Source organism: Butyribacter sp., from assembly GCF_056818865.1.
Genome location: NZ_DBLYGC010000001.1, coordinates 155,716 through 182,499 on the forward strand (window position 1 = coordinate 155,716; position 26,784 = coordinate 182,499).

A 26,784-nucleotide genomic window follows, 5' to 3' on the forward strand; every position below is an offset into this window, starting at 1 on the left:
ATAATCCGAAAAACCCCTTATTTATAGGGATTTTTCGGATTACTTCCAGTCACAATATTTATGTAACCGTCATTACTATCTTATAATTCTCAATTTACTCTGACTTGTTCCTGCACTGTTTGTTGCAAACGCCCTAAGGTGCGTTCTGTATGGATATCTTCTTATCTTGAAGATATAACGATACCTGTGCATTCTCTTTGAATATCCGCTTGTTTTTGTTCTTGTGTATCTGTTTTTGCCGATTCTGAGCACAACTCTAGGTACTTTCTCCTTCGTAAGAACTATTATTTTTCTCGTTCTTGTCGTAAGTCTGCCATAGATATTCGGTACACTCGGCTTTCCAAGTGATACAGCACGCTTTCTCATTGCTTTTATAGATGCTCCGTGGGCAGTTCTTATTATCGCATAAATGCCTGTCCCAACTGCAACATGTTTCTTAAGCCTAAACTTAAAATCACCATCTTTATTTGTTTTTCTCACATAGACAATTCCATCTACAAAAACATAAACTGTTGCCCTGCCGTTTGCCCATCTTCCTGTAACATAAGAACTCTTATTTGTTACATTTCCTATATGAAGTTTTGTATTTCTGTGTTTTGTATAAACCTCTGAAGCGGTTTTTACTACTTTCGTCTTTGATACACCAACTCTTGTTTTTCCCTTAACCTTATCTTTTCCATATACCTTAAATGTCGTTTTGGCATGAAGTCTCGGCGTTGTTATTCTAAAATATCCGGCTGCATCAGCACGTGCTGTATACTGCTTTTTGCCGAGTTTCAAAACAACTGTACATTTCCCGCTGTTTGGTACATATCCGAAAACATATCTGTCGGCACTGGAAACAGTGTATACTGTCGGCTTATTCGGTGCACTCTTTGTCACTTTCTTGTTTCTCACATGGCTGACTCTGCCAAGCCTGTCTATGGCATATACGGAAACAGTAGTTCCAGAATACTGATTAGGTATGGAAATGGTATAATCTCCATTACTCTTTATTACTACGTTTACTTTTTTAATTTTAAGTTTTTTATCGTAACCGTTACTCTTCTTATAATAAGAAGTTCCTAAACTTTTTGAAATATACACATTTTTTCCGATAACCGCATATACCTTTGTATGTGTATCATTTATATTTCCTTTAATCTCAAAAGCATTATTTTTTGCAGATGTAATCTTAGGACAGTTTGGTCCCTTTCTCTTAACAGTCACACTTACACTCTTACTTTTTTTGCCGCTCTTGTCCGCAACATAAACAGTTATTTTTTTACCCGCTTTCTGAACCGGAATTTTAACGGTAAAACTTCCTTTAACATTGACAGTCGACTTATAAACTTTTGAACCTATTTTTACATTTGCAATAAGACTTGGATAAGCTTTTCCCTTAACCTCCCCGTCAAGATTTGATACTGTATTTACAGTCGGTGCAATAATTGATTTCGGATAAATATTAGTAATAGCAACCTTTTCTACTACTGCCTTGCCATTTCCACTCTGAACTAAAACCGAATATATACCATTCTGCGTTGCATCAAAAGTATCGGTATCCATTGTAACCGCTCCACCGCTTGCTGGCTGTATATTCCATACATCCGAATCCATGTCATAGTCACCCTGTATATACTTTTTCAAGGTAATGCCTGACTTGGCATTTGCTATTACTTTAACAGGCACACTGCTTTTCGTGTCCGCCTTGCTTGTTTCAGATACAACAACTGACGGCAGTGATTCATCCTCATGTGTACTCTGGTTTCCGCTGCTACAATTATAATAATTATATACTCCCATCGAGTCATAAATTCCGGTACACCACTCTTTTGCAAGCAGAAGCTCTTCTCCGGATTTTCCGCTTTCCAAAACAAAATTGTAATTGTCAGGAAGTTTCAATGTCCAGTTCTGGGAAACATTTAATTTCAAATCACTAATCTGTGCCTTGTCACGAAGATAATCTTCAATAACATCTTGAAGATTGTCATGTGAACTTTGAAGCACGTTATCACTCACGCCCTGATTTGCCTCACACTGCATATGCGGTGTAATCTTGTCCGTTACAAGCACAAGTGTCTGAGTATCACTTATATCTTTTCCGTTGTAGGTCATTGAAGTAATTCTATGCGTGTCATTCAAAAGATTTCCATTGGTATCATATCTCGGTGCTACACTTGGGTCTATAGTATATTCTATACCACTGCACTGGAAAAACTGGCTCAAATCTCCAAAATATGACTCCTGAATAAGAGAATTTCCTCCTTCTTCATTGACAAAATTAGATATAATAATATTATTCCATTCCGTATCTTTTGAAGTTCCTGTAGTCTGATATATCGAAGCAGACCACTCAAGCCATTCTTTCAGCTGTTTTCCGGTTATGGAGTATATGTATACATATCTGTGGTAATTTGCAAGAGAATCCAAATCACCCTCCATCAATTTTTCCGAAATATCAGAATAATCTCCACCGCCTTCTCCGCCGTACTTAGTATACCTCGCCAGCGAAACAATAGGGTAATTTCCATACTTTGAACTGTTGGCGGCTACAAATCTCGACGCATAATCTATCTGTGCATTATGGACTATCTGCATAATATCATTGCTCTCAAGCAATGCAGAATAATTGTTCCATCTCTCACCGTCAGCAATCTTTCCGATTTCTGTACTGCAATATGTTTTTAAAACACTATCCCATTTGGACATAGTTGAAGTGATTGTACTGTCAACTGCAGTATCTTTCTTTACTTTTCTTATTTCATAACTTGAATTATCAAGCTCAATTTCACCTTTTTTGTTGACTTTTAAGTTCAAATCAACTACTCCGATACCACGACAGCTGTCCTGAACCATGATAAGTCTCTTTCCGTTTACAAGTCCTGTCTCTTTGTCAACATTTGGAAGCGAGTAATGCGCATCGTTTGTATCTGCCACCGGAAAATCAATATGCTCATGTCCGGCAAGCACCATGTCTATATCATCCACCGTAGTAAGCATATATGCCATATCTCCTGCCTTTTTCTTTGGATTATTTGTACCAAAGCCTGAGTGAGCCAATGCTATAACTATATCTGCTCCCTGCTTTTTAAGGGCTGCCGCCTGTTTTTTTGCATTTTCAAGTATATCTTCCGTAACAAGTTTTCCCTTCAGTTTTTCTTCTTTACTCGAAAGTGACGGAACCGTTTCCCCTAAAATACCCACCTTGACAGACATTATCTGCCCTTTTTCATTTGTCAGCTTTTTTTCTATAATTTTGTTTTCTACACCGAAAACACTCTTACCGTTTACCGCGCTATATACATTCGACAATACACACTTGTTCATCAGTCCTGATGCGTCAAGCTGCTGGACAATATAGTCATAACCATAATCAAAGTCATGATTTCCAAGTGTGATTGCATCATAACCGATTTTACTCATCGCATTATAAACAGGCTGCAAGCTTTCCGGAGAATTATTGTATATGTAATCCGTCGTAAAATCATACACACTGTCTCCCAGGTCAAATGTAAGAGTATTGCCCTCTCCTGCTTCACTTCTTGCTTTTTTTACAAGAGTATATGCCTTATTGAGACCTCTGATAACCTCCTGCTCTGACTGATAATCATAATTAACTACTTGTCCGTGAATATCTGTTGTAAATACAACTCTCATATCCGCTTCTGCCGCAGCCGCTGTCGCAACGGTCGCTTTCTCATTCGATCTTGTCACAGCAACTTCTGCTGCCTCTGCATTTTTTGTAATTTCTGATACATTATTATTTGAAGGAGTAACCTGACATATTGATGTTATAGAAATTGCAAAACTCATAAATAAGCCTATTGATTTTCTTAAACTCATAAATTACCTCTCTCTTATTATTATTTACAATAACAATGTTTACCACATATTTATGTTAATAATATGTTGACTCAACATCTAAAATTCGCAGCGCCCAATAAACCTCTGCAAGACGCTGCGAATATATAATACAATATTTTAATAACCTTTGCTCTTTAAATAAATATAAGTACGTTCACTATTTTTATCATCTATATATTCAAAATAATGGTGATGATCTTCTGCATCCTTTGGCAACAATGCGAAATCACTGTTTATACATTCTTCTATATTGTCAATAAGTTCTTCTTTCTCATATGCATGTCGTCCAAATAACTCATTCTCCATATCAATATAGCTGCCGTGAGCAGTATTGTAATGCTCAAGGTCAAACTGATAGAAAATTACAGGTTTCTTTTGATAGTAAACGTCCCAGCATACACTTGAATAATCCGTTATAAGCAAATGGCATTTTTTCATAATCTCATTTAATGGTTCCTCACCAAACGGAACTAATGTTATTCTCTCGCCCGTCTTTTTAAAGTTTTTAAGATAGCCCGCAAATTTAGGATGAATATAGAATATCATTCTCGCATCATGCTCTTCCAAAATCTTATCAAGACGCTCACTCTGAAGCAGACTTGAATAATTTTTGTAGTATTCGCTTTTCAGGAAATCTTCATCACTTACCTCTTCAAGCCACGAACGCCATGTCGGCATAAGCAGGATAAGCTTATCATCCTTTGTGGAAGTGTCCTCAAGAACATCCCATCTTGTAAATCCTGTAATCGGAGCCTTGCCTTCTGAATAATCAAGATACTTGACTACTATATCCTGCTCAAACTGTGAAGTTGTGGCAAAATATGTCATAGGACTGCTTCCTTTTCTGCCGAACAACGGTCCAACCTGTTTAAGCGCAGTAACACCATGCTGGAGGAAGAAAATAGGTCGTTTGTCAATCTTTGACCTTATCAGACTTGTCTTACATCTCCATGCATACAAATGTGTTCTGGAATCAGATGCAACATACAAAACTGCACTAAGTACATATAAAACATGTTTTAAACTCATAAACTGTATTATATGGTCATCATACTCCTTGATTTTTTCATAGTCAGGAGCCTTTTTATCTATTACATAGTAAATATTTTTCTTCTCTTCTTCAGAAAGATTTTCCATACAGTACTTGAAGAAATAATATCCGTTATCCTGTGCCATTGAGCAGAATTTCTCATACACAAGCCATATTTTCTTTCTTTTCAGGATAGGTTTAAACAATACATAGATAGCACTCGCTGCCATCTCCTTAATTTTTGTTGAGTATGCATCATATTCTGAATCCTGACGGTATAAGAATGCAAGACATCCTCCCTTAGTATAATAAGGGAATGTCATATGGCCCTCACCGGCAGAATACTGTCTGTTTGTAAGGTAGAAATTATTCTTCCAATAGTTGCTTGTAAATCTTGCTCTTATCTCATTTTCAATTCCATACTTGTTTGCAATAATCCTAAGATCCCAATAAAGCTCTCTCAGATTCATCTCATCAAAGTTAAGATATGCTGTTATAAGATAATGTTTTTCAGTCTTTTTAATATCATATTTAACCGGAATATCATAAGTCAATGCACTTCTGTATCTTAAAACAACATCCTTTATTTCAAGACCTTCCTGTCTCCTCATTTTCATAAACACAGTACAGGTATTTTTGCTTGACTTAATCTTCTTAATCTTAGCCTGTGTATATTCATCAACAATCCTTTCAGGCTTGCGCAATACAATCGAGATAGTTCTGTCTCCGTTTCTTGAATACGGTACAACTGCAACTTCACCTTCCTCATAAAAACGGATACTGTCAGGGTCACCAACTTTTTCAATCATACATGGTGCAAGATATGCATTTGGCTTGTCATACTTTTCTACACCTGTGTCAGCCTTCTTTGCAAGTTCCGGACAGTAGAATGTTCCGATGAATTTTTCTTCTGATTCCATGTTGACAAACTCTGCGGCAAGCTGGTATCTTCCTGACGGAGACATTCTTTCATGCCAGCGTTTAAAGTCCTCATGAATCACTCCGCTTTGTCTCTCTTCGTCTGAAAGTTCTCTCATACATAATATGGAATAATCTTTCTCAAGAATCATAAAACTGAGCGGTACAAATTTTTCTTTATCTCTTATCTTAAGAGTAATGCCATCCGTTCCGCTTTCTATGTCGGACTCAACAGGTATTCTCTGTGTATTATTTGTTCCACATCCCTCCGCAGCAACATAGAATTCACGGAGATACGGTGTCTGGACTTTCAAATTTGGGAAAGTTCTTTTAAGTTCTCTCTCCTGAAGTCTTGTCACAACTGATTTGACACCAAGCTTATATAAAAACTCTTCCAGATATGTTCTCGGTGTTGTATTTGTTATGATTACATAATCAAAATCATAATTGTAGCCGTCATAAAGTCTGCAGCTTACAGATTTTTTAAACCACTTCTTCTCAAACTGGACAATATCATTGTCTTTCGTGTACTGTTTGATAACTTCAAAATCGCTCTCTGTTTTTACTTTCTTAGGGTGAATTATTCTTCTCGGTTTCTGTCTGTTCTCAGAGTAGTCCTGTACAATCATTCCGTCTTCCTTGCCGTACAAAACAAGGTCGAGCATCTTTGCAGGAGAATCTAACGAATCATATTTAATGAACTTCTCACAATAATCTCCGTCATCATAGCTTGCACCAAGAATTTTTTCACTGACAAGCCATTCTTTTAACTCTTCTATTTTATATAACTTTACAAAAGGAAGCTCTTTTATATCAAAATATGTTCCTCTGTCTGACATATACTGGTCATAGTCATACATATAAAGTATTATAGGCTTTCTCGTAACTGAAAAATCAAAGAATACGCTCGAATAATCAGTTATAAGAGCATCTACACTATTTAAAAATTCATACTTGTCAACTTCTGCCGGGAAACTCTTGATATGCTCATAGTCTCCGAGCTGAACGCTGTTTTTAAGTATCGGATGAAAATTAACATACAAAATCTGGTTATCTTTAAGATTTTTATCGAGATAACTCATCATTTTGGTAACTTCTTTGCTGTAAGCATCCTGATTTACCGAATGATTACTTGTACCTCTCCATGTCGGCATGTATGCATACACAACCTTGTCCTCAAGTCCAAGCTGTTTTCGCACTGTCTCTGCCTTTTCCCTATCCATGAAAATACTATTTCTCGGATAACCGCTGAGTGCAACTTTTCCGGTATATAAAGGCTCAAGGTTATAGTCTCCCATAATTGCATCCTTTGTAAATTCATTCGGATGCATGAGATAATTTGCCTGCAAGAAATTATGTTGTACATTGTACATGGATTCTATACCCTTACGCATCTGTTTTCCAAGAGTTTTGAGCGGTGTTCCATGCCATGTCTGAAGATAAACCTGCTCATCTTTTCTGATAAAATAAACAGGAAAAGAACTGTTATTTATAAGATATTTTGCTGTTGCAAGCACCTTTAAATATTTATATGAAGTAATACTTACAAGCTTTACCGGAATATCATTGGCTTCAATAAACTTTTTATGTGTCTCGTAGTCCTCCGGATTTGTACTGTAATAAATCTCATACTTATCCGCATCATCTCTTGATAAAAGTTCCTTCAATATATAAAATGGTGAATCTGAAATCGTTGTTCCATGAAATGACTCAAATAAAATTCTGTTTTCCACCACCGGACAGTGTTTATAATAACTGCCGTAAAAGAACTTCATCTTAGGAGCTCTTTTCAATATTCGTCTGGCATTATTCTTCAACACATGGTATCCGCTTACCATTTTTGCCCTCACCTTATTTATAAACATCTTAATAAATCCTTTCTAAACACTTGTAAGGGACTGTTGCCAACAACAGTCCCAAATATATCATCAAAATCTCCGGTTTAATCAGTCTTTTTTCTGCTGACCTTTAAGTCCCAGATCATTTTTTATCTTAGATGTTGAAATTCCTTCTGTTCTTGGCAAATAAACAACTTCACAATATTCCTTGAGGAAATCAAATTTTCCCTCCCAGTCATGTCCCATAACAAACACATCAATATCATTGTCAACAACATCAGAAATTTTCTGTTCCCATGTATTTTCAGGAATAACCTCATCAACATATCTTATCGCTTCAAGAATCTGCTTCCTATCCTCATATGAATAGTATGCTTTTTTATTCTTGATGGCGTTAAATTCATCTGTCGATAAAACAACAAGCAGATAATCACCAAGCTCTTTAGCTCGTCTGAGTATATTTATATGACCTACATGAAGTAAATCAAAAGTTCCATATGTTATTACTTTTTTCATCTTTACCCTCCAGTATGATAAACACAAATTTACACATTGAGATATTACTTTATTTAATGCAACTTGTCAAATTTGCTGCCATAATTCTACAATATATATTTGAGCTCATCAATAAGTTTTTCCATTTCTTCTCTCGTGCCAATTGAAATGCGAAGATAATTTTTTATGCGTTCGCTGTTAAAGTGTCTGACAAATATATGTTTTTCACGAAGCTTTGCAAATATCTCCTCTGCATCCACTGTCGCATGTTTTGCAAAAATAAAGTTAGTTTTTGAATCGCCAAAAGAAAATCCAAGTTCTGTAAGTCTTTCCTTTGTCCACTCTCTTGTCTCTACAATCTGCCCGGTTGTTTTCCTGAAATAATCTTCATCTTCAATTGCCGCAATCCCGAGTGCAACAGAAAGCCTCGTCATCGGATAACTGTTATATGAAAATCTGACATAATTCATAGCTTTGATAAGTTCCGGATTTCCCATCGCATAACCAATTCTCATCCCCGCCATTGAACGTGACTTTGAAAAAGTCTGCACAATCAGCACATTATCGTATTCTTTTGTCAAAGATAAGGCAGATTTCCCGCTGAAATCAACATACGCTTCATCTATGATAACGACAACATCTCGGTTATGTTCTATAACATCACGCAGAAATTCCTCATTCTGCATAATTCCCGTTGGTGCATTTGGATTTGCAATGACAACACCACCGTTTTCCTTATAATAATCTGCTGCCACAAGATTAAAATCATCATCCAACGCCGGTCTTTCAAAAGGAATATTAAAAAGTGCAGCCCAGACATCATAAAACGAATATGTTATATCAGGGAAAAGTATCGGCTTTTTGCTGTTAAAAAACGTCATAAACGCTATTGCAAGTACATCATCAGAGCCAACCCCGACAAACACCTGATTATTTTCGACATTGTATCTTTTAGCAATTGCTTCAACAAGAAGTGTCGAATCCGGGTCAGGATAAAGCCTGAGTGTATCAAGGTCAAATCTTTGAAGCACTTCCTTGACTTTCGGTGACGGCGGATACGGATTTTCATTTGTATTTAACTTTATCATATCCTTAAGCTGTGGCTGTTCTCCCGGCACATACGGGTCTATTGTTCTTAAATTGTCTTTCCAGCTGCTCATAATCTTATTATCCTCCATTCAGATTTTCATTCTATTCTATATATTCCGTTTAATTTGCAAATCCACTTAATTTGCAAATCTAGTTATTTAAATTATAACTTTCTGCAAGTTTTTCAAACGCTGCAAATGATTTTTCAATCATTTTTTTATCAACACAATAAGCTATTCTTACATATCCTGCACACATAAATGAACTTCCCGGAACAAGAAGCAGATTAAATTCTTTTGCCTTTGCCGCAAACTTAGTATCATCAGGCTCGGCAGCTTTCATCCAAAGATAGAACGCTCCCTGCGGTTTGACACATTCAAACCCAAGTGATGTAAGTTTATCATACAAAAGTGTACGATTTGTGTCGTAAACCGAAACATCTGTACTCTCATCAAGGCATTTCTTTATCACAAGCTGCTGGAGTGACGGTGCATTTACAAAACCAAGTATTCTGTTTGCCACATTCGCTGCCGCAACAAGATTTTCAAAATCGTCCACAACATCAGGAATTACAAGATAACCTATTCTTTCACCTGGAAGTGATAATGACTTACTGTATGAATATCCGACTATTGTGTTTGCATAATATTTTGTAAGATACGGTACATCTACACCGTCATATGCAAGCTCCCTGTATGGCTCATCTGATATAAGATAAATCGCTGTGCCAAACTCCTCCTGTTTGTCGCAAAGAACCTTTGCAAGTTCTTTTATTGTGTCTTCCGAGTAAACAACACCCGTCGGATTGTTTGGATTATTGATTATGACAGCCTTTGTTTTTGCTGTAATTTTCTCTGAAAATTCTTTTATATCCGGCTGAAATGTAGGCGGATTAGGAGAAACCGCAACAACTTTTCCGTCAAAATTTGCAACGTAATTGTTGTACTCACCAAAATACGGTGCAAAAGTGATAACCTCATCCCCAGGGTCAATTATTGATTTGAGTATAACATTCAATCCCCCGGCAGCACCGACTGTCATAAGAATATTTTTTTCTGAAAAATCTGTCTCAAATCTCTCATTCAAAGACTTTGCAATTGCATCCCTCACATCTTCAAATCCTGAATTGTTCATATATCCATGAACCCTGTTTGGTTCTTCATTGTTCACAACATCTATAATCGCCTGGTTTACTGCCTTAGGTGGAAGTGTACTGGGGTTTCCCAGACTAAAATCATATACATTCTCTGCTCCATATTTTTGTGCCATCTTTTTTCCTTCCTCAAACATGGCACGGATAACAGAACTTCCTTCAACATATTTAACCATCTTTTTTGCTATCATTTTCAAACCTCATTTCTGTGCTTATTCGTATAAGTTATTCTAAGTATATCACTCTTATATTGTACATGCTAGATTTTTTTATATTTTTTCAAAAAACACTTGCATTCTCCAAAATACTCTGATATAATTTAACTGTTGTCGCTAAAAGACATGCTATGCGCTTCTAGCTCAGTTGGCAGAGCACCTGACTCTTAATCAGGGTGTCCAGGGTTCGAACCCCTGGAGGCGCACTTATATTTATACAAAAAGAAGATATTACTTTTGCAATATCTTCTTTTTTTGTTTTCCGCTTTTTATATAATATCAATATATTTCTTAATTATATTCTCCAACTCCACATATCCCAAAGGCTTTGAAATATAATCATCAAATCCCTCCGCAAGATACATCCGCTTTGCTCCTGTCACGGCATTTGCAGTCATGACTATAATCGGCGTATCCTTATTTAATGACGCATCCATCTTTTTAAGCCGTTGCAAAGTTTCTATTCCGTCCATCCCCGGCATCATATGGTCAAGAAATACCATATCATACTTTTTCTGTTTCATAAGTTCAAGACACTTTTCGCCACTTTCTGCAAGCTCTACATTGATATGTGTAACACGAAGCAATTCTCTTACCACAATTCTGTTTGTCTCAACATCATCAACAACAAGAATATGGGCATTCGGTGCTTTAATATGATATGTTTCACTTTCCGTTTTTGATAAATCATCTTCCTCCCTGTTTTTACTGCAGACAATGCTTTGTGGAATTTGCACTTCAAAAACCGAACCTTCTCCAAACACACTGCTGACATTTATCTTACCATTCATAAGATTGACAAGCTTTCTTGTAATAGAAAGACCAAGTCCGTTTCCCTCTATCGTATGGTTTTCCTGCTCATCAACTCTTTCAAATGGTGAAAATATCTTACCGATGTCCTCTTTTTTGATTCCACGTCCCGTATCCGTAACCCTAAAAATAAGCATAATATTTTCCAAATCAATTTTGTCCCATTCCACCTCAAGAGTAATAGAACCTTTCTGTGTATATTTAACAGCATTGTTCATAATATTTATAATTATCTGTTTTATACGCAGTGCATCACCGTGCAAAAACATTGGCATATCCCTTGACAAATCAAGTTTAAACCTAAGTCCCTTTTCTTTAATTTTTAGCGAAACCAAATTTATAATGTCATTTACAACAAATTTAAGATTATAATCCTCGTTAATTATGCTGGTCTTGCCGGCATCAAGTTTTGACAAATCGAGGATATCATTTATAATTCCAAGAAGTGTTTTTCCGGCATCTTTAATATAAGACGAATAACTCTGTATCTGCTCCGATACTGTCTCCCTCGAAATCATTTCATTCATACCGAGTACGGTATTAAGAGGTGTTCTTATCTCATGGCTCATCTGTGCAAGAAATGCAGATTTTGCCTTATTAGCATTATCTGCACTTCTCTTTGCTGCTTCAAGTTCTTCAATAGTTCTGATTTTATCAGTAAGATCATCAATAATTATGATATATCCCATCGTCTCGCCATATTCATCGCCTATTCTATTTATATCAAGTCGGCAATGTGCATCATTTGCCCTGCATTTTACATCAAGTTTGTTTGAATATCCACCATATCTCAATTTTTCTTCATCTATCTCAAACAATTCCCTCAGTGTCACTTTCTCATAATCATACGGCGAAAGCCTCAAAAAATCTATAGCACTTTTATTCGCTATTTTTAAATGTCTGCTGTCATCATATATAATCATCGGAAGTTTCACTGAGTAATATATAAATTCAGATACATTCTCAAGCTTCACCTGATTCTTATTTACAAAAAGGTAAACCCTGTATACCAAAAGTGCTCCAAAGAACTGAGATAACGTACTTCCCGGAAATGCACTCACTCCAAACATTGGCACAATTGTATCAAGAAGCATGCCCGCAACGATTACACATTCACAAAAAACAAGTCTTATTCCCGTAATTCTTTCCCATTTTCTTTCGCCTTTTTTCATCATATATCCACTTAGCACAAACAAACCGACAGCACATCCGATACAATATACATCATACAAGGTGTTCCATATGCTCGGTGTAAACAAATATGTCATTCCTATTGCCGACTTGTGATATATCGTATTCTCCTTTTGCATTAAAAAAGGATATAATATTATTGCAGAAAACGGAAATATTTCTATCATCTTTACCCACCACAGATTCCGACCACACCATCCGGCAATAACAAGAATCGCACATATCATATACATAAATGTGCCAACCATACCTGTACATCTCCAGTAATACGCTATAAGAGGACTTTCCTGAACCCACACAAACCCAAAACAAAAACTCCATATAGAGCTTCCTATACAGACAAGAGCAAACAGAATATCATTCATCTTTAATTTTTCTTTACTACGTAAAACACTTACGGATATTATTGTCGTACATACAAAAAAGCCAAACATTATGTAAGATAATATTCTTCCCATATTCCTCACTCCTCTATGTCAATTTAATCAGGCAGGCTTGGAATAAGTTCAACATATACCTGATCAAACTCTTTCCTGAGTTCCTCCCTGATTTCATTACGAAGCTGCAGCAAAATTTTTGTATTTATAATATCATTGTGACTTTTAAAATATATCTCTACCCACGTTTTTCGACCCGTCTGGATAACATCCAAAAATTCAATATCACAATACACCTTATCCATATGTTTTTCTGCTGCAATTCTTATATTGTCCATTATATCCTGTTCAGGAGCAAAAAGCACCAGATTTTTTAGATTTGAAAAAATCATTTTCACCGGCTCTATAAGTAAAAAACACGCCATTACAATAGCAACAACCGGATCAATATAACGTGCGATCCATGCAAATTTCGTTTTATTTACAATAATCTGAATAAAAAAGGCAACTGCAACACCAAAACTTGATATAACATCAAGTTTCCATATATATATTTCTGCCTGAATAGTTAGAGATGCATATTTTTTGCTAAAATAATGCATTAAGAGATAAATAATAAGACATCCCAGACAAACTGCAAGCTCAAAAAATGCAATACTTCCACCATCCACATGGCGGCCGCCATGAAAGATGGTATACATATTATCCCACACAAGCTGAACAGTAATAACCAGCAAAACACTATATTTAATGACAACGAAAAGTGATTCCACCTGTGAAAATCCATAAGGTCTTTTCTCTGTCACAGGCTTATACAAAAGGGGAACCAGCACCATAAACGGTCCTATCATGATTAAATCCGTAACATCAAAAATACAATCCATCAACAAAGAATGTGATTTTGTGTAATATGCCATAAATCCCTCTGACAGCATAAACAAAATACTTCCTATTAAAGAGATATTCATAATTATCTTTTCATATCTCATTTTATTTTTATTCTTTTCCTTTTCTCCCACGCCGGAGCCTCCCTCTTTTTCTTCATTTTTCAGTAACTTTATAAAGAGATGCAATAAAAGCTGTTTTCATTTTCAGCACAATCTTTGTCTGCAGATACTTTTAAATCTTATTACAAATTACAGATGCTTTTCAAATCGTCCCATAATATTAAGACCATCTTTCTCAACAACAAAAGCATGTTCATCAATCTGCTTTATCTCTCTTCTAAGCTGTGCACATTCATATTTCGACAAAACCACTATCGTCATATATGTCTTTTCTTCCGTATAACCGCCCTTAGCTTCCCACCATGTCGCATCACGTTTAAACTGATTTACAATATAGTCCATTATCTCCACAGGCTCTTTTTTGGTAAATATAATAACTTCTGCATTTATATTCTGGGTATGTGTGCGGTCAGTGACAAGCATACTTACAGCGGAATAAATTATACAGTAAATAGCAGTCTGAACTCCAAACAAAACTGCACATATTCCATAAACTACTGCATTGAGCATAAGCGAAATCTTTCCAACTGAAAATCCTTTAAATTTCTTTGTAAAGAACATCCCGACAATATCCATTCCTCCGCTTGAACCGCCTGCTCTCAAAGCAATTCCAATTCCTGCGCCGCCAAATATTCCGCCTATAATACTTGCTGAAAGTGCGTCTGCAACAATCGGCTGTGGCGGTATAGGAACAATACTCAGGAAAAATGTCTGGCTCAAAACGCATACAAGAGTTCTTGCAAAAAAGTTTTTGCTTATCGAAAAATATGCCAGAATAAAAAGCGGTATATTAAGTATCATATTGATAATACCTGCAATATCCGTACTTCCTGAAAAAAGATGAAGATATTTCACAAAAATCGTTCTTATAATCTGACTCACACCAAGCACTCCGCCATTATACAAATCAGCAGGCACAACGAACAAATTTATACCAATCGAAAAAACTAACATCCCAAAAACCGCAGTAATATTTCTCTTCCAAAACTCCATCTGTCTGTGAGTTATAACAATTCCCATAATGCACCTCATTTCTGAGCAATTTAATCTGTACGCCCGAAAATAATCTTCTCATATAGTATCAACACTTTTTTTATGTTAATTCATACCTTAAATTTACCATAAAAAAGGGACAAAAAAAAGTCCCTACCCAACAGACTTAACTGCCAAACGAGGACTTTCAGTGCGCCTCCAGGGGTTCGAACCCTGGACACCCTGATTAAGAGTCAGGTGCTCTGCCAACTGAGCTAGAAGCGCATACAATATAATAATCTTGCTGTCTTGCGACAACGATATTACTATATCACACTGTTTTTTATGTGTCAACTGTTTTTTACAATTTTTCCGTTTTCTATCTCTATTATCTCATCATCTGAAACAATATTATTTATCTTTGCAAGAGCTTTCAGATTATCAAATCCGGTCATATCCTCAACCATACTCATATGTTCAATTATTATACCCACACTTTTGGGAAAACTCTATGTCTTTCCCAATCACCTCCCCATCAACAGCTATACATCCCTCTGTCGGAAGTATAAGTCCACATATCCCCCTTAAAAGCATCGTCTTTCCACTTCCGTTTCTTCCATGTAGTCCGTATACTTTGTTTCCTTCAAAAGTATAATTTATATTCTCAAGCACTATATTTCCCTTTATTTTTTTGTAAAATTTTTTACTTCTACTTTCATGTTCAACGCCCTTTCTACAATATCACTGACTTTTTAATCTTCACCCTTTTTAAGCAAATCGACTTTTTTATATACACCACTTTACAAGAAGAATAAAAAAGCATATAATTCTTTTATAAAATATTTGATAAAAGAGGATAAGAAAACGAAAAATAAAGATAAAAGAAATATAGCAAGAAAAAAAATAATTAATTATGTGCTAAACAATCCTGTTACATCCAAGGCGGAACTCGCAAAAGAGTTAAACTTGAGTATGCCGACCGTGTTGGCAAATGTGAATGACTTGTTAGAAAAAATGGTGTTGGAAGAAACCGGAGAATATGCTTCAACTGGTGGACGGAAGGCAAAAAGTATAGGCATTAATAAGTCATACTGTCATGCAATTGGGATTTTGATTACAGCGAATCACATAGAAGTGGTATTAGTAAATCTTGGAGATGAGATTATAAAAAAGGATCGCATCCGTTTAAAATTTACGTCAGAATTATCCTATTGTACAAAGGTGTCACAAAAGGTCAAAGCTTTTCTTGAAGGCGAATCAGCGAAGGATACGCTGCTTGGAATTGGAGTGGCGGTTCCCGGAATTATCGACCAGAAAGAACGGATTGTTCTAAAATCCCATGCTTTAGGCATAGAGAATTATAGTCTGCGCTTTTTAGAGCAGGCTTTGGAAATGCCTGTATATTTTGAAAATGATGCTAACGCTGCAATGCTTGCAGAAAAAAAGCAAAAATATCCTAATGCGATATATCTTTCTTTAAATCACACCTTAGGAGGTGCATTCTGCATAGATGGAAAACTGTTTCGAGGGCAGAACCAGAAGGCTGGAGAGTTTGGGCACATGATACTTGTCCCCGGTGGAAGAAATTGTTATTGTGGTAAATCAGGATGTGCAGATGCATATTGTGCTGCAAGTGTACTGACAGAAGATAACAAACAGTCACTGGACGCATTTATGGAAAAAATTGAAAGTGGTGATGAAAAATCTTTGCAGATATGGAATGAATATCTGGATCATCTTGCTGTTTTGATATCAAATCTACGGATGGCATATGATATGGATATAATACTGGGAGGTGATGTGGGAGGTATACTGTCAGATTATATGATACCACTGGGAGAAAAAGTGATGGGATATAATGGCTTTGAACATGATGTTTCATATTTAAAAAATTGTTCATACAAGAAAGAAGCATCGGCCGTTGGAGCTGCGAAATACTTTTTTACAGAACATATGGTAGAACTGTAAATAAAATATATTATAGTAAAAAATGGAAAGGAAACCGTAACTACAGTTTCCTTTCCATTTTTTGTGTTAATTGTGAAAAATGCACAAAAAATTCATCCGAAAATTGTGAAATATGTAAGAATATCAAAAAAATATATTGACAAAACAGGTTTACAGGAAGATGATATAATCACTTTAATAAAACGTTTTATAAAAGACGAAACAAAACAATATAAATAAAAAAGGAGGAAACTATTATGTTACAGCAGGTAATGACAAATCCAGGAGAAATTATTTTCAGAGAGGTTCCGGTTCCGGAGGTAAAAGAAAACCAGGTATTGGTAAAAATTATGAATATTGGTATTTGTGGATCAGATATTCATGTTTATCATGGGAAACATCCTTTTACAAAATATCCGGTAACACAGGGACATGAGGTTTCCGGTGAAATCACAGAACTTGGAAAAGGTGTCACAGAGTTTCATGTTGGACAGAAGGTGACGATAGAGCCACAGGTATATTGTGGACACTGCTATCCATGCCGTCATGGAAAGTATAATCTCTGTGAGGAATTAAAAGTAATGGGATTTCAAACGACAGGAACAGCATCTGAGTATTTTGCAGTGGATGCATCTAAAGTAACACCTATTCCAGAAGATATGTCCTATGAAGAAGGAGCTATGATCGAACCGCTTGCTGTGGCAGTTCATGGTGTAAAACAGATGGGCGATGTATCTGGCATGAATATTGCAGTCCTTGGAGCAGGACCAATCGGAAATCTTGTAGCACAGGCAGCAAAAGGAATGGGTGCAGCAAAAGTGATGATTACAGATATCAGTGATCTTCGATTGGCAAAGGCAGAAGAATGTGGAATTGATGTGTGCGTGAATACCAAAAATAAAGATTTCGGTGAAGCGATGATAGAGGCATTTGGACCAGATAAAGCCGATGTAATTTACGACTGTGCTGGAAATAATATCACAATGGGACAGGCAATCAAATATGCAAGAAAAGGAAGTACAATCGTATTGGTGGCTGTTTTTGCTGGAATGGCAGAAGTAGATCTTGCGGTGGCAAATGACCACGAACTTGACATTAAGAGCACGATGATGTACCGCCATGATGATTATATAGACGGAATCAGACTGGTGAATGAAGGAAAGGTTAATTTGAGACCACTAATATCAAAAACATTTGATTTTAAAGATTATTTAAAGGCATATCAATATATTGATGACAATCGCGAGACAACTATGAAAGTAATTATCAATGTCAGTGAAAAGTAAGGAGCGTATATGGAAAATAAATATGGAATTGTCGGAGTTGCCCATGTCGGGCTTCCGACAAACGATTTACAGAAAACTGTTGAATTTTATAAAAGCCTTGGATTTGAAGTAATTATGCAGACTTATAATGAAAAAGCAGAGGAGAAAGTAGCATTTTTACAGATAAAAAATTATTGCATAGAGACATTTGAAAATGGGCAGGCGGCGATGTCAGATGGTGCATACCAGCATGTTGCACTTGATGTGGAAGACATTGAAAGTATGTATCAGAAAATCTGTAATGAAAAATACACTGTTATTACAGACGGAATCGAAGAGCTGCCATTTTGGGAAAATGGTGTGAAATTTTTTATGATTAAGGGACCAAATGAAGAAAGAATAGAGTTTTGTCAGAAGCTCTGGTAAGAACAGGAGGGACATATGGAAAGCAAAAACATAAATGGAAAAGTGCCGCTGATTAGTAAAATAGCATATGGTTTTGGTGATGTTGGATGTAATTTCAGCTGGATGTTCGTCAGTAACTTTCTGATGATATTTTATACAGATGTGTTTGGAATCAGTATGGCAGCAGTGTCAGCACTTATGCTTTTTTCAAGATTCTGGGATGCAATCAATGATCCAATCGTCGGGGGACTTACGGATAAAACAAAATCGAGATGGGGAAGGTACCGTCCATGGCTGTTAGTAGCGGCACCAATCACAGCTGTTCTTCTTGTCATGACATTTTGGGCAAGACCTGACTGGCCTCAGAACGGAAAGATCATGTATATGGTAATTACCTACTGTCTGCTGGTTCTTGGGTATACCTGTGTGAATATTCCATATGGAACCTTGTGTGGTGCTATGACACAAGATATTGATGAACGTGCAAAAATAAATACATCCCGTTCAGTTGCAGCGATGATAGCGATTGGTGTGTTAAATATTATCACTGTTCCGATGATTAGTAAATTCGGCAGCCACAGTGCAAAGACAGGATATTTGACTGTTGCAATCATATATGGATGTATATTTACAGTCTGTCATCTTTTCTGTTTTGCGAAGACAAAAGAAGCAGTTATCACTCCGGAAAAGAAAAAAATTTCTGTGAAAGTTCAGATAAAAGCAGTCATGCAGAACAGACCATATCTTTTAGCATTAGTAGGACAGATATTATTTGGACTCACATTGTATGGAAGAAATGCAGATATTCTGTATTATTTTACATATGTAGAAGGAAATGCCTCTTATTATACTACTTATTCCATGTGTATCATTATTCCTTCTATCATCGGAGCAGCATGTTTTCAACCAGTATTCCGAAAGTTAAATAACAAAGGAAGAACGGCATCTCTCTTTGCTCTATTTACAGGAATTTCCATGCTGACTATGTTTTTCTTTAATGTCAAAGAATCACCAGTAATTTTTTATGCATTATCAGGTCTCACACAGTTTTTATTCTCCGGATTTAATACCGCAATCTATGCAATTATTCCAGACTGTGTGGAATATGGTGAGTGGAAAACCGGACTTAGAAATGACGGTTTTCAGTATGCATTTATTTCACTTGGAAATAAAATCGGAATGGCAGTTGGAACATCACTTTTGGCAGGATTACTTGGAAAATATGGTTATGTTGCAAATCAGACACAAAATACAACTGTACTTTCTATTATGAAACATGCATTTACGACAATTCCAGGTATACTCTGGATTGTGACGGCAGTTGTATTATTTTTCTATCGGTTAAATAAAAAACGTTATAACGAGATTGTGGAGGAACTAAAACATGGAAGAAAAGGTTGATATTGTAGCATTGGGAGAATTGCTAATTGATTTTACTGAAGCAGGACACAGCCAGGATGGCAGGAAACTGTTTGAACAGAATCCCGGCGGTGCTCCGGCAAATCTCCTGACAGTTGCAAGCCACTTTGGGTATCGCACATCTTTTATTGGAAAAGTTGGAAACGATATGCATGGTAAATTTTTAAAGAAGACATTACAAAATGAAGGAATCAATACAGATGCTATTGTCGAAGATCCAGATTATTTTACAACGCTTGCATTTGTGGAAATCGGTGAAAATGGAGAACGGAATTTTTCTTTTGCAAGAAAGCCGGGTGCAGATACACAGTTAAAAAAAGAAGAACTTGATCAGACATTAATTTCCAGATGTAGAGTTTTTCATTTTGGCTCGTTATCGCTGACAGATGAACCGGCAGAAAGCACAACAATCGAAGCGGTAAAAATAGCAAAAGCAGCGGGTGTACTTGTTTCCTATGATCCAAATTACCGCCCATCTCTTTGGAAGAGCAAAGAGTATGCCGTGAAAAAAATGAAATCTGTCATAGAACTGGTAGATGTAATGAAGATATCGGATGAAGAGAGTATTCTGTTGACAGGGGTCAAAAGTTATGAGCAGGCTGCAGACCAACTCCTTGCCATGGGACCGAAGCTGGTTGCCGTTACATTGGGAGAACATGGTGTTCTTATGGCAACAAAAAACAGAAAAGAAATCATCAAAGCATTTCAGACACATGCGGTCGACACGACTGGAGCAGGTGATTCATTCTGGGGAGGCGTATTATGCGGTATCCTTTCTATGAATAAGACTGTTGAAAACATAAAATGGGAAGAAATCAGAAAGTGTGCTATTTTAGGAAATGCAGTTGCCGGATTGTGTGTGCAAAAGAGAGGTGGAATTCCTGCGATTCCGACGAAAGAAGCAGTGTTTGAATTTATGCAGAAATAATGAATATATGAAAGCAAAGCATATGGATAAAATCTATATGCTCTATTTTTTGTCCATTTTCAGGAAAATGTGCTTAAAAAATTATTGACATTTTGTTACTTCTAATGCCAATCTAAATAACGCTAACCCAAAATTATCCCTGCCTTTGACACGGATATATCCAAATGCTAATATGTACTTAAATTAAGCACTTTCGGAGGAACAATAAATGAGTACAAATATAATGATTGTCGATGATGAAAAAGATATTGCAGACCTCGTTCAGATATATCTCGAAAATGACGGTTTCAATGTTTTTAAATTTTACAACGCAAAAGACGCACTCGAATGCGCAATGCACGAAAAACTCGACTTAGCAATACTCGATGTTATGCTGCCTGATATTGACGGCTTCTCACTATGTAAACAGATACGAAAAGAACATTTCTTTCCAATCATCATGCTGACTGCAAAAACAGAAGATGCCGACAAAATAACAGGGCTGACGCTCGGTGCTGATGATTATATATGCAAACCATTCAACCCACTTGAACTCGCCGTCAGAGTTAAAACACAGCTTCGCCGTTATACACGTTATAACAAAGCTGATGCCGAAAACTTTGCTGCCGATGAATACAACATACGAGGTTTAAACATCTCAAAAAGCAGCCACCGGGTATTTTTGAATGACAAAGAGCTTTCACTTACACCTCTTGAATTTGATATTCTCTGGTATCTATGTGAACATAACGGAAATGTCGTATCCTCCGAAGAACTTTTTGAAGCTGTCTGGAAAGAAAAATATATGGACAGCAACAATACTGTTATGACGCATATTGCGAGACTGCGTGAAAAAATGCATGAACCCGCAAGGAAACCCAAATATGTAAAAACTGTATGGGGTGTCGGGTATAAGATTGAGAACTAAACTATTACAAACAGAGGTGTCACATGAAAAACAACAGTCTTACCAAAAAACTTATCAGGCGTTATATGCTTACCGTAATCGGATTTATCTTCCTTGTATTTGTTATATTTATTTCGGCTGCTGCCATATGTTCAAGAAGAATATGGTATCCCGATGACCCCGAATATATCCTGCTTAAATTTATAGACACGCACAAATGGTTTATCGGCGGTTTTCTTTGTTTCGCAACATGGTTTATTGTCACTTTATCTTTTCTTGTAAAATGGACACGCTACATCAATGAAATTTTATATGCTTCAAAAAAACTTACTATGCAAACCGAACAGCCAATAGTTCTGTCAGAAGATTTAAAATCCATTCAGGATGAACTTAATTCCGTAAGAGAAAATGCAATTCATAATTCAATGCTTGCAAAAGAAGCAGAGCAGCGAAAAAACGACCTGATAGTCTATCTTGCACACGACCTTAAAACACCGCTCACAAGCGTTATCGGATATCTTACGCTATTAAATGATGAACCTGATATTCCTGACAACACACGAGAAAAGTATACTTCTATAGCACTTAGCAAAGCAGAACGTCTTGAAGATTTAATAAATGAATTTTTTGATATTACACGTTTCAATCTCACAAGCATTGAACTTGATATTGAAAAAGTCAATCTGAGCCGTATGCTTGAGCAGATATGCAATGAATTTATTCCTGTTTTGTCAGAACACAACCTCAGCTGGACTCTCGAAATCACACCCGATATATACTTTATGTGTGACCCCGATAAACTGTCACGGGTATTTGACAATCTTATCCGCAACGCAATAAATTACAGCTATGAACACACAAAAATCACCTGTACACTCACAATTGAGAATAACAATATACATATTCTCTTTAAAAATCACGGCAAGACAATTTCACCTGAAAAACTTGACCGCATATTTGAACAATTTTTCAGGCTTGACTCTTCAAGAACCTCATCAACCGGCGGTGCCGGACTTGGACTAGCTATTGCAAAAGAGATTGTTGAACTTCACGGCGGACAAATAAATGCAAAAAGTGAAGAGGAAAGTATAACTTTTGAGATTGTTTTTAATAATTAGAAATCACTTTTATCTATATTTTTATACTAAATGCAAGAATATTGTAAGTTTTGCTTATGTTTTTCTTAAAACAATATATTTTCATTTGTTCTAAAATAATACCAGTACAACGTAACACGTTACAACAGTGTATTTAGTACAACGAATAATTGATACATTGACCAAAGATTTAATTTTCATTGTACTGGGAGGTAGCATTTATGAACACAAAAAAATACAAAAAAAGAAAAAGAAGATTTCAAAAATTTACACTCGCAATACTTTTATTTTTAACCGTATTTTGGCTGGCACCAAAAATCATAAGCACCGCATCCGATATTGTATATACCGTATTTAATTCAAGCAGTGATTTGACTACAAAATACAAAGCCGCAACACCTGAAAAACTAAACGACCATGAGGTAAAAAATAAACTTTATTCACTATCACAAAAATATCCTGAATTTAAAACCATTTATAAAAATATCTCTGATTACCCTAAAAGTCTGCTTGTTTCTCTTTGCAACACGCCTGAAATGATAGACTTTGTAAAGGGGTATCCTAATGCAGACAACAAATCACATGGAGACATCACCGAAAAAGAACTTTCAGAAAGTATCCCTCTCCTTATTCAGTGGGATAAACGCTGGGGCTATGCATCCTACGGAAATTCCGACATTGGAATATCCGGCTGTGCTCCAACCTGCCTTTCAATGGTAATATCAGGACTTACAGACAACAGAAACATTACACCCTACAAAGTCGCAAAATTTGCCGAGAAAAACGGTTATTATATAGAAGGAACGGGAACTTCATGGAATATAATGACCGAGGGTGTATCTTCATTTGGTATAACAGGCATTGAAATCCCACTGAGCAAAAACAGCATATTTTCACATCTTGAAAACAACGAACCTATAATATGCAGCATGAGACCCGGAGACTTTACAACAGCAGGACATTTTATTGTACTTACCAAAACAGAAAACGGACAGATAAAAGTAAATGACCCAAACAGCCGCTCACGCAGTAAAATTTGGAGTTATGAGACACTCGAAAAACAGATAAAAAATTTATGGGCATTCAGCAAAAGCTGATGCCCATTTTTTTATTTCTTTAACATCTCCACAAAATACATCTTTACGCCGGAAGGCACAATTCTTAAAATATTATTTATAACTCCGGGCACTATTATGCCCCTGTTCCGCATCAGTCCATCAACCGCAATTTTTGCCGTTTTCTCTGCCGACATTGCCCATATCGGTGTCTTTTGACCTGCCTTTTCAAAAAACTTTGTTCTGGTCGTTCCCGGACACAATGTACTTACAATCACACCTCTTGCCGCCGCTTCCTGCCTTATTGCTCTGCTGTAGCTGTACAGAAATGATTTGCTTGCAAAATATGTGGACGTATAAGGTCCCGGCTGAAAAGCACCTGTCGAAGCCACATTGAGAATTTTCCCCCTGCCATTTTCATACATATCACGAAGAAACAATTTGCAAAGACAAACCGGTGTAGTTACATTTAACTGTATCATTTTTTTATCATCATTTATATTTATACTTTCTGTCCCACCTAACAGACCAAAGCCTGCATTATTGACAACAATTTCAACATCTGTCCCCAAAGCTTTCACCTTATGATACAGTTTTTCTGCTCCACCTGATATACTCAAATCCTGTTCGACAATGATTATCTGCTTTGTGCTTTTCACAATTTTCGACTTCTTAACTTCAAGTTTTCTTTTTGCTATGGCAAGATTTTTTCTGCTTGAAGAAGCAAGAATCACTCCATAACCTCTATCAAGAAATTCCCCTGCCATAGCAAACCCTATACCGCTTGTACCACCTGTAATAAGTGCATATTTCATATTATATGTCTCCATTTTAATCCAAATCGTTAATTAGTTCCCTTATTTCTAATAATTAATATAAGCACCGATTACACTATAGTCAACTGCTATCTTTCAGCCATCAATATGTATAATTGTTCTTATTACCAATATTTATGATGCCATGATACCACATAATCTCCTATCAAATCATATTGGACATCCACGGTATGACCATCATCTGTCTTGCCAAAAAGAGTAACACATCCCTGCAACATATCCTGCTTCCACATATTATATTTTTCATAAGTATCATCATCTTTTGTTTCCTTAACAATATTTATACCATATACATCTTTCATTTCCTTTTTTATCTTATCTTTAGCCATCTCCAAATACTTATCGGCTTCTTTTTTATTCTTATAAGCAGCCTCATATTTTTTCAATTTCCCCTTAACATTCTTTATATTATGTTCATTATATGCATCTCCCCACTGTCCACAATACTCAGTAAGGTCTGTACTCTGCGATTTACATCCCCACAGATAATCTCCGCTTTCTGCTACAGTGTCAAAAGATGCCATAATCCCCATCTGTATAATGCTGTCATCATCAAATATAATCGGTGCTTTAAAAACTATACGGCTTTCTCTGATAAGGTCCCCATAAAATTTTCCGTTTACAATTTTATCTTCATCTCTCTTCCAGTCAATTTCCGCTGTTATCTTGTTTTTCTTTCCCTTGAGTTCCTTTAACATATAATTCCAGCCGCTGTTTTCTGATTCATCAATAATTTCTCTGAAAGTTCTTTTATAACCATAATCACTTGACTTTTCAGCATCAGAAAGATACTTTCCAGTTTTTGCGTCTTTATACCTTATGAACGAAATTTCATATCCCTTATAAGAATATTCTTCCACGACCTCCTTCGTCATTTTTTTCTCGCCCTCTGAAGGAGTTTCCCCCTCCATACTTTCACTTGACGCATCAACTCCTACTTTTGCCACATCGTTTGCTTTAATATCTGATGCCTCGGTCTTTATATTTTGGTACTTCATCGCTCCTATCAGACCAATGCATCCCACCGTAAATAATGCAGTTGTCGCAACCATTAAAATTTTTTTATTGTATCTCATAACTTTCCCTCCCGTTTTGCTTTACATATAGTAGAAATCTACAATATGGTCTCCTAACATATCATATTCTGTCATTGTATCTTCACCGGATTTTGTTTTTCCTCTAAGCATTACCATGCCTATATCATAACCTGTCCTCTTCTCTGTAAAATCTCCATAAATTTCTATTCCCCACACATTTTCCAATTCTTTCTTTGCTTTCTGGGCATATTCAGCAAACAGCTTTTTCTTTTCATCTCTGTTTTTCAATTTTTCTGCAATTTCCGGATATGCCTTTGCAACCGCTCCATCTTCATATCTGTCATCACTTCCCGGTTTTGTACCGCTTGCCTTTCTGTATATGCTCAGATATTTACCTGTTTCCGGTTCAAAATTAAAACTGGCAGCCATATTTCTCTCATTCCCATCCGGTGAAATGAAATCCATGCTGACTCTTCTCTTTAAATATCCGTAAAATTTACCGTCTACTATTTTGTCCTCATCTCTGCGCCACTCTACATACGCCCGTATTACACCTTTTTTGCCTTTTAATTCCTTAATCTGGCTCCAATTATTCTCCTCAGCACAATCAATCACTTTTTTAAATAATGCCTTGTATCCGACATCTCCGGTTTGTTCATCATCCGAAACATAAACACCTGTATTTTTATTCTTGATTTGTATAAATGATATTGTATAACCCTTATACTCATATTCATCCTTAGTTACCAGCTGCAGATTGTTGTTGTCATCCTCAATATAAGGTGTTTCTCCTTCCAGACAATCACTCGATGCATCAACTCCTGCTTTTGCCACATCAGTTTCTTTGATGTCTGATGCCTCGGTCTTTATATTTTGATATTTCATCGCTCCTATAAGACCAATACATCCCACCGTAAATAATGCGGTTGTTGCAATCATTAAAATTTTTTTGTTATGTTTCATAACTC

General features: G+C 36.3%; 21 protein-coding genes and 2 tRNA genes. 9 read left to right on the top strand and 14 right to left on the bottom strand.

Translation table 11 applies throughout. From position 1 onward, the window contains the following. Positions 1 to 75 precede the first annotated feature (75 nt). From ACZLXV_RS00640 to ACZLXV_RS00660, 5 genes are all read right to left on the bottom strand, one after another. On the bottom strand, positions 76 to 3,825 hold the full coding sequence (locus tag ACZLXV_RS00640) for an Ig-like domain-containing protein (RefSeq protein WP_482382182.1): 3,750 nt from the start codon (positions 3,823 to 3,825) through the stop codon (positions 76 to 78). Positions 3,826 to 3,963: 138 nt separating this feature from the next. Further along, entirely contained in the window at positions 3,964 to 7,659 is a 3,696-nt protein-coding gene (locus ACZLXV_RS00645; RefSeq protein ID WP_482382183.1) for a CDP-glycerol glycerophosphotransferase family protein, read from the bottom strand. Positions 7,660 to 7,740: 81 nt separating this feature from the next. Further along, positions 7,741 to 8,148: a glycerol-3-phosphate cytidylyltransferase gene (gene tagD, locus ACZLXV_RS00650; RefSeq protein WP_367335947.1), complete on the bottom strand. Its 408-nt coding sequence runs from the start codon at positions 8,146 to 8,148 to the stop codon at positions 7,741 to 7,743. A gap of 86 nt (positions 8,149 to 8,234) precedes the next feature. Continuing rightward, positions 8,235 to 9,287 carry a histidinol-phosphate transaminase gene (hisC, locus tag ACZLXV_RS00655; RefSeq protein ID WP_482382184.1) on the bottom strand — a complete coding sequence of 351 codons (1,053 nt, stop codon included), beginning with the start codon at positions 9,285 to 9,287 and terminating at the stop codon, positions 8,235 to 8,237. Between the two features lie 79 nt (positions 9,288 to 9,366). Next, positions 9,367 to 10,560, bottom strand: a complete 1,194-nt coding sequence (locus ACZLXV_RS00660) for a pyridoxal phosphate-dependent aminotransferase (protein ID WP_367335945.1) — start codon at positions 10,558 to 10,560, stop codon at positions 9,367 to 9,369. A 157-nt stretch (positions 10,561 to 10,717) separates the two neighbouring features. Between ACZLXV_RS00660 and ACZLXV_RS00665 the strand changes: the two genes are divergently transcribed. Further along, positions 10,718 to 10,790: transfer RNA gene (locus tag ACZLXV_RS00665), tRNA-Lys, on the top strand. Between the two features lie 63 nt (positions 10,791 to 10,853). Here the strand turns inward: ACZLXV_RS00665 and ACZLXV_RS00670 are convergent. From ACZLXV_RS00670 to ACZLXV_RS00695, 6 genes are all read right to left on the bottom strand, one after another. Beyond that, on the bottom strand, positions 10,854 to 13,043 hold the full coding sequence (locus ACZLXV_RS00670; protein ID WP_482382185.1) for an ATP-binding protein: 2,190 nt from the start codon (positions 13,041 to 13,043) through the stop codon (positions 10,854 to 10,856). Positions 13,044 to 13,066: 23 nt separating this feature from the next. Further along, positions 13,067 to 13,981 carry a cation efflux transmembrane domain-containing protein gene (locus ACZLXV_RS00675; protein WP_482382186.1) on the bottom strand — a complete coding sequence of 305 codons (915 nt, stop codon included), beginning with the start codon at positions 13,979 to 13,981 and terminating at the stop codon, positions 13,067 to 13,069. A 117-nt stretch (positions 13,982 to 14,098) separates the two neighbouring features. Next, on the bottom strand, positions 14,099 to 14,989 hold the full coding sequence (locus ACZLXV_RS00680) for a YitT family protein (RefSeq protein ID WP_482382187.1): 891 nt from the start codon (positions 14,987 to 14,989) through the stop codon (positions 14,099 to 14,101). Between the two features lie 164 nt (positions 14,990 to 15,153). Further along, positions 15,154 to 15,226, bottom strand: a tRNA-Lys gene (locus tag ACZLXV_RS00685). A gap of 65 nt (positions 15,227 to 15,291) precedes the next feature. After that, positions 15,292 to 15,435: a hypothetical protein gene (locus ACZLXV_RS00690; RefSeq protein ID WP_482382188.1), complete on the bottom strand. Its 144-nt coding sequence runs from the start codon at positions 15,433 to 15,435 to the stop codon at positions 15,292 to 15,294. Next, positions 15,419 to 15,613: an ATP-binding cassette domain-containing protein gene (locus ACZLXV_RS00695; protein ID WP_482382189.1), complete on the bottom strand. Its 195-nt coding sequence runs from the start codon at positions 15,611 to 15,613 to the stop codon at positions 15,419 to 15,421. Before ACZLXV_RS00695 ends, ACZLXV_RS00690 begins: the two co-directional genes overlap by 17 nt. Positions 15,614 to 15,784: 171 nt before the next feature. Here ACZLXV_RS00695 and ACZLXV_RS00700 point away from each other — a divergent pair, with 171 nt between their 5' ends. The 8 genes from ACZLXV_RS00700 (at position 15,785) to ACZLXV_RS00735 (ending at position 23,985) form a co-directional block, all read left to right on the top strand. Continuing rightward, entirely contained in the window at positions 15,785 to 16,909 is a 1,125-nt protein-coding gene (locus ACZLXV_RS00700) for an ROK family transcriptional regulator (RefSeq protein ID WP_482382190.1), read from the top strand. A 236-nt stretch (positions 16,910 to 17,145) separates the two neighbouring features. After that, entirely contained in the window at positions 17,146 to 18,174 is a 1,029-nt protein-coding gene (locus tag ACZLXV_RS00705; protein WP_482382191.1) for a zinc-dependent alcohol dehydrogenase, read from the top strand. A gap of 9 nt (positions 18,175 to 18,183) precedes the next feature. Further along, positions 18,184 to 18,579: a VOC family protein gene (locus ACZLXV_RS00710; protein ID WP_482382192.1), complete on the top strand. Its 396-nt coding sequence runs from the start codon at positions 18,184 to 18,186 to the stop codon at positions 18,577 to 18,579. Positions 18,580 to 18,594: 15 nt separating this feature from the next. Next, the gene (locus tag ACZLXV_RS00715) at positions 18,595 to 19,959 is read left to right on the top strand and encodes an MFS transporter (RefSeq protein WP_482382193.1); all 1,365 of its coding nucleotides are present in this window, start codon (positions 18,595 to 18,597) and stop codon (positions 19,957 to 19,959) included. Beyond that, positions 19,943 to 20,905, top strand: a complete 963-nt coding sequence (locus tag ACZLXV_RS00720; protein WP_482382194.1) for a carbohydrate kinase family protein — start codon at positions 19,943 to 19,945, stop codon at positions 20,903 to 20,905. Before ACZLXV_RS00715 ends, ACZLXV_RS00720 begins: the two co-directional genes overlap by 17 nt. Positions 20,906 to 21,113: 208 nt before the next feature. Further along, positions 21,114 to 21,812 carry a VanR-ABDEGLN family response regulator transcription factor gene (vanR, locus tag ACZLXV_RS00725; protein WP_482382195.1) on the top strand — a complete coding sequence of 233 codons (699 nt, stop codon included), beginning with the start codon at positions 21,114 to 21,116 and terminating at the stop codon, positions 21,810 to 21,812. Between the two features lie 23 nt (positions 21,813 to 21,835). Further along, complete coding sequence (gene vanS / locus ACZLXV_RS00730; RefSeq protein ID WP_482382196.1) at positions 21,836 to 22,909, top strand: vancomycin resistance histidine kinase VanS; 1,074 nt, start codon at positions 21,836 to 21,838, stop codon at positions 22,907 to 22,909. 200 nt (positions 22,910 to 23,109) lie between these two features. Beyond that, entirely contained in the window at positions 23,110 to 23,985 is an 876-nt protein-coding gene (locus ACZLXV_RS00735; protein WP_482382197.1) for a C39 family peptidase, read from the top strand. Positions 23,986 to 23,996: 11 nt separating this feature from the next. Here ACZLXV_RS00735 and ACZLXV_RS00740 read toward each other — a convergent pair whose 3' ends face one another. The 3 genes from ACZLXV_RS00740 to ACZLXV_RS00750 form a co-directional block, all read right to left on the bottom strand. After that, positions 23,997 to 24,758, bottom strand: coding sequence for an SDR family NAD(P)-dependent oxidoreductase (locus ACZLXV_RS00740; RefSeq protein ID WP_482382198.1), 762 nt, complete (start codon positions 24,756 to 24,758; stop codon positions 23,997 to 23,999). Positions 24,759 to 24,883: 125 nt separating this feature from the next. Beyond that, complete coding sequence (locus ACZLXV_RS00745; protein ID WP_022223905.1) at positions 24,884 to 25,855, bottom strand: hypothetical protein; 972 nt, start codon at positions 25,853 to 25,855, stop codon at positions 24,884 to 24,886. A gap of 21 nt (positions 25,856 to 25,876) precedes the next feature. Further along, complete coding sequence (locus tag ACZLXV_RS00750; RefSeq protein WP_482382199.1) at positions 25,877 to 26,779, bottom strand: hypothetical protein; 903 nt, start codon at positions 26,777 to 26,779, stop codon at positions 25,877 to 25,879. Positions 26,780 to 26,784 lie beyond the last annotated feature (5 nt).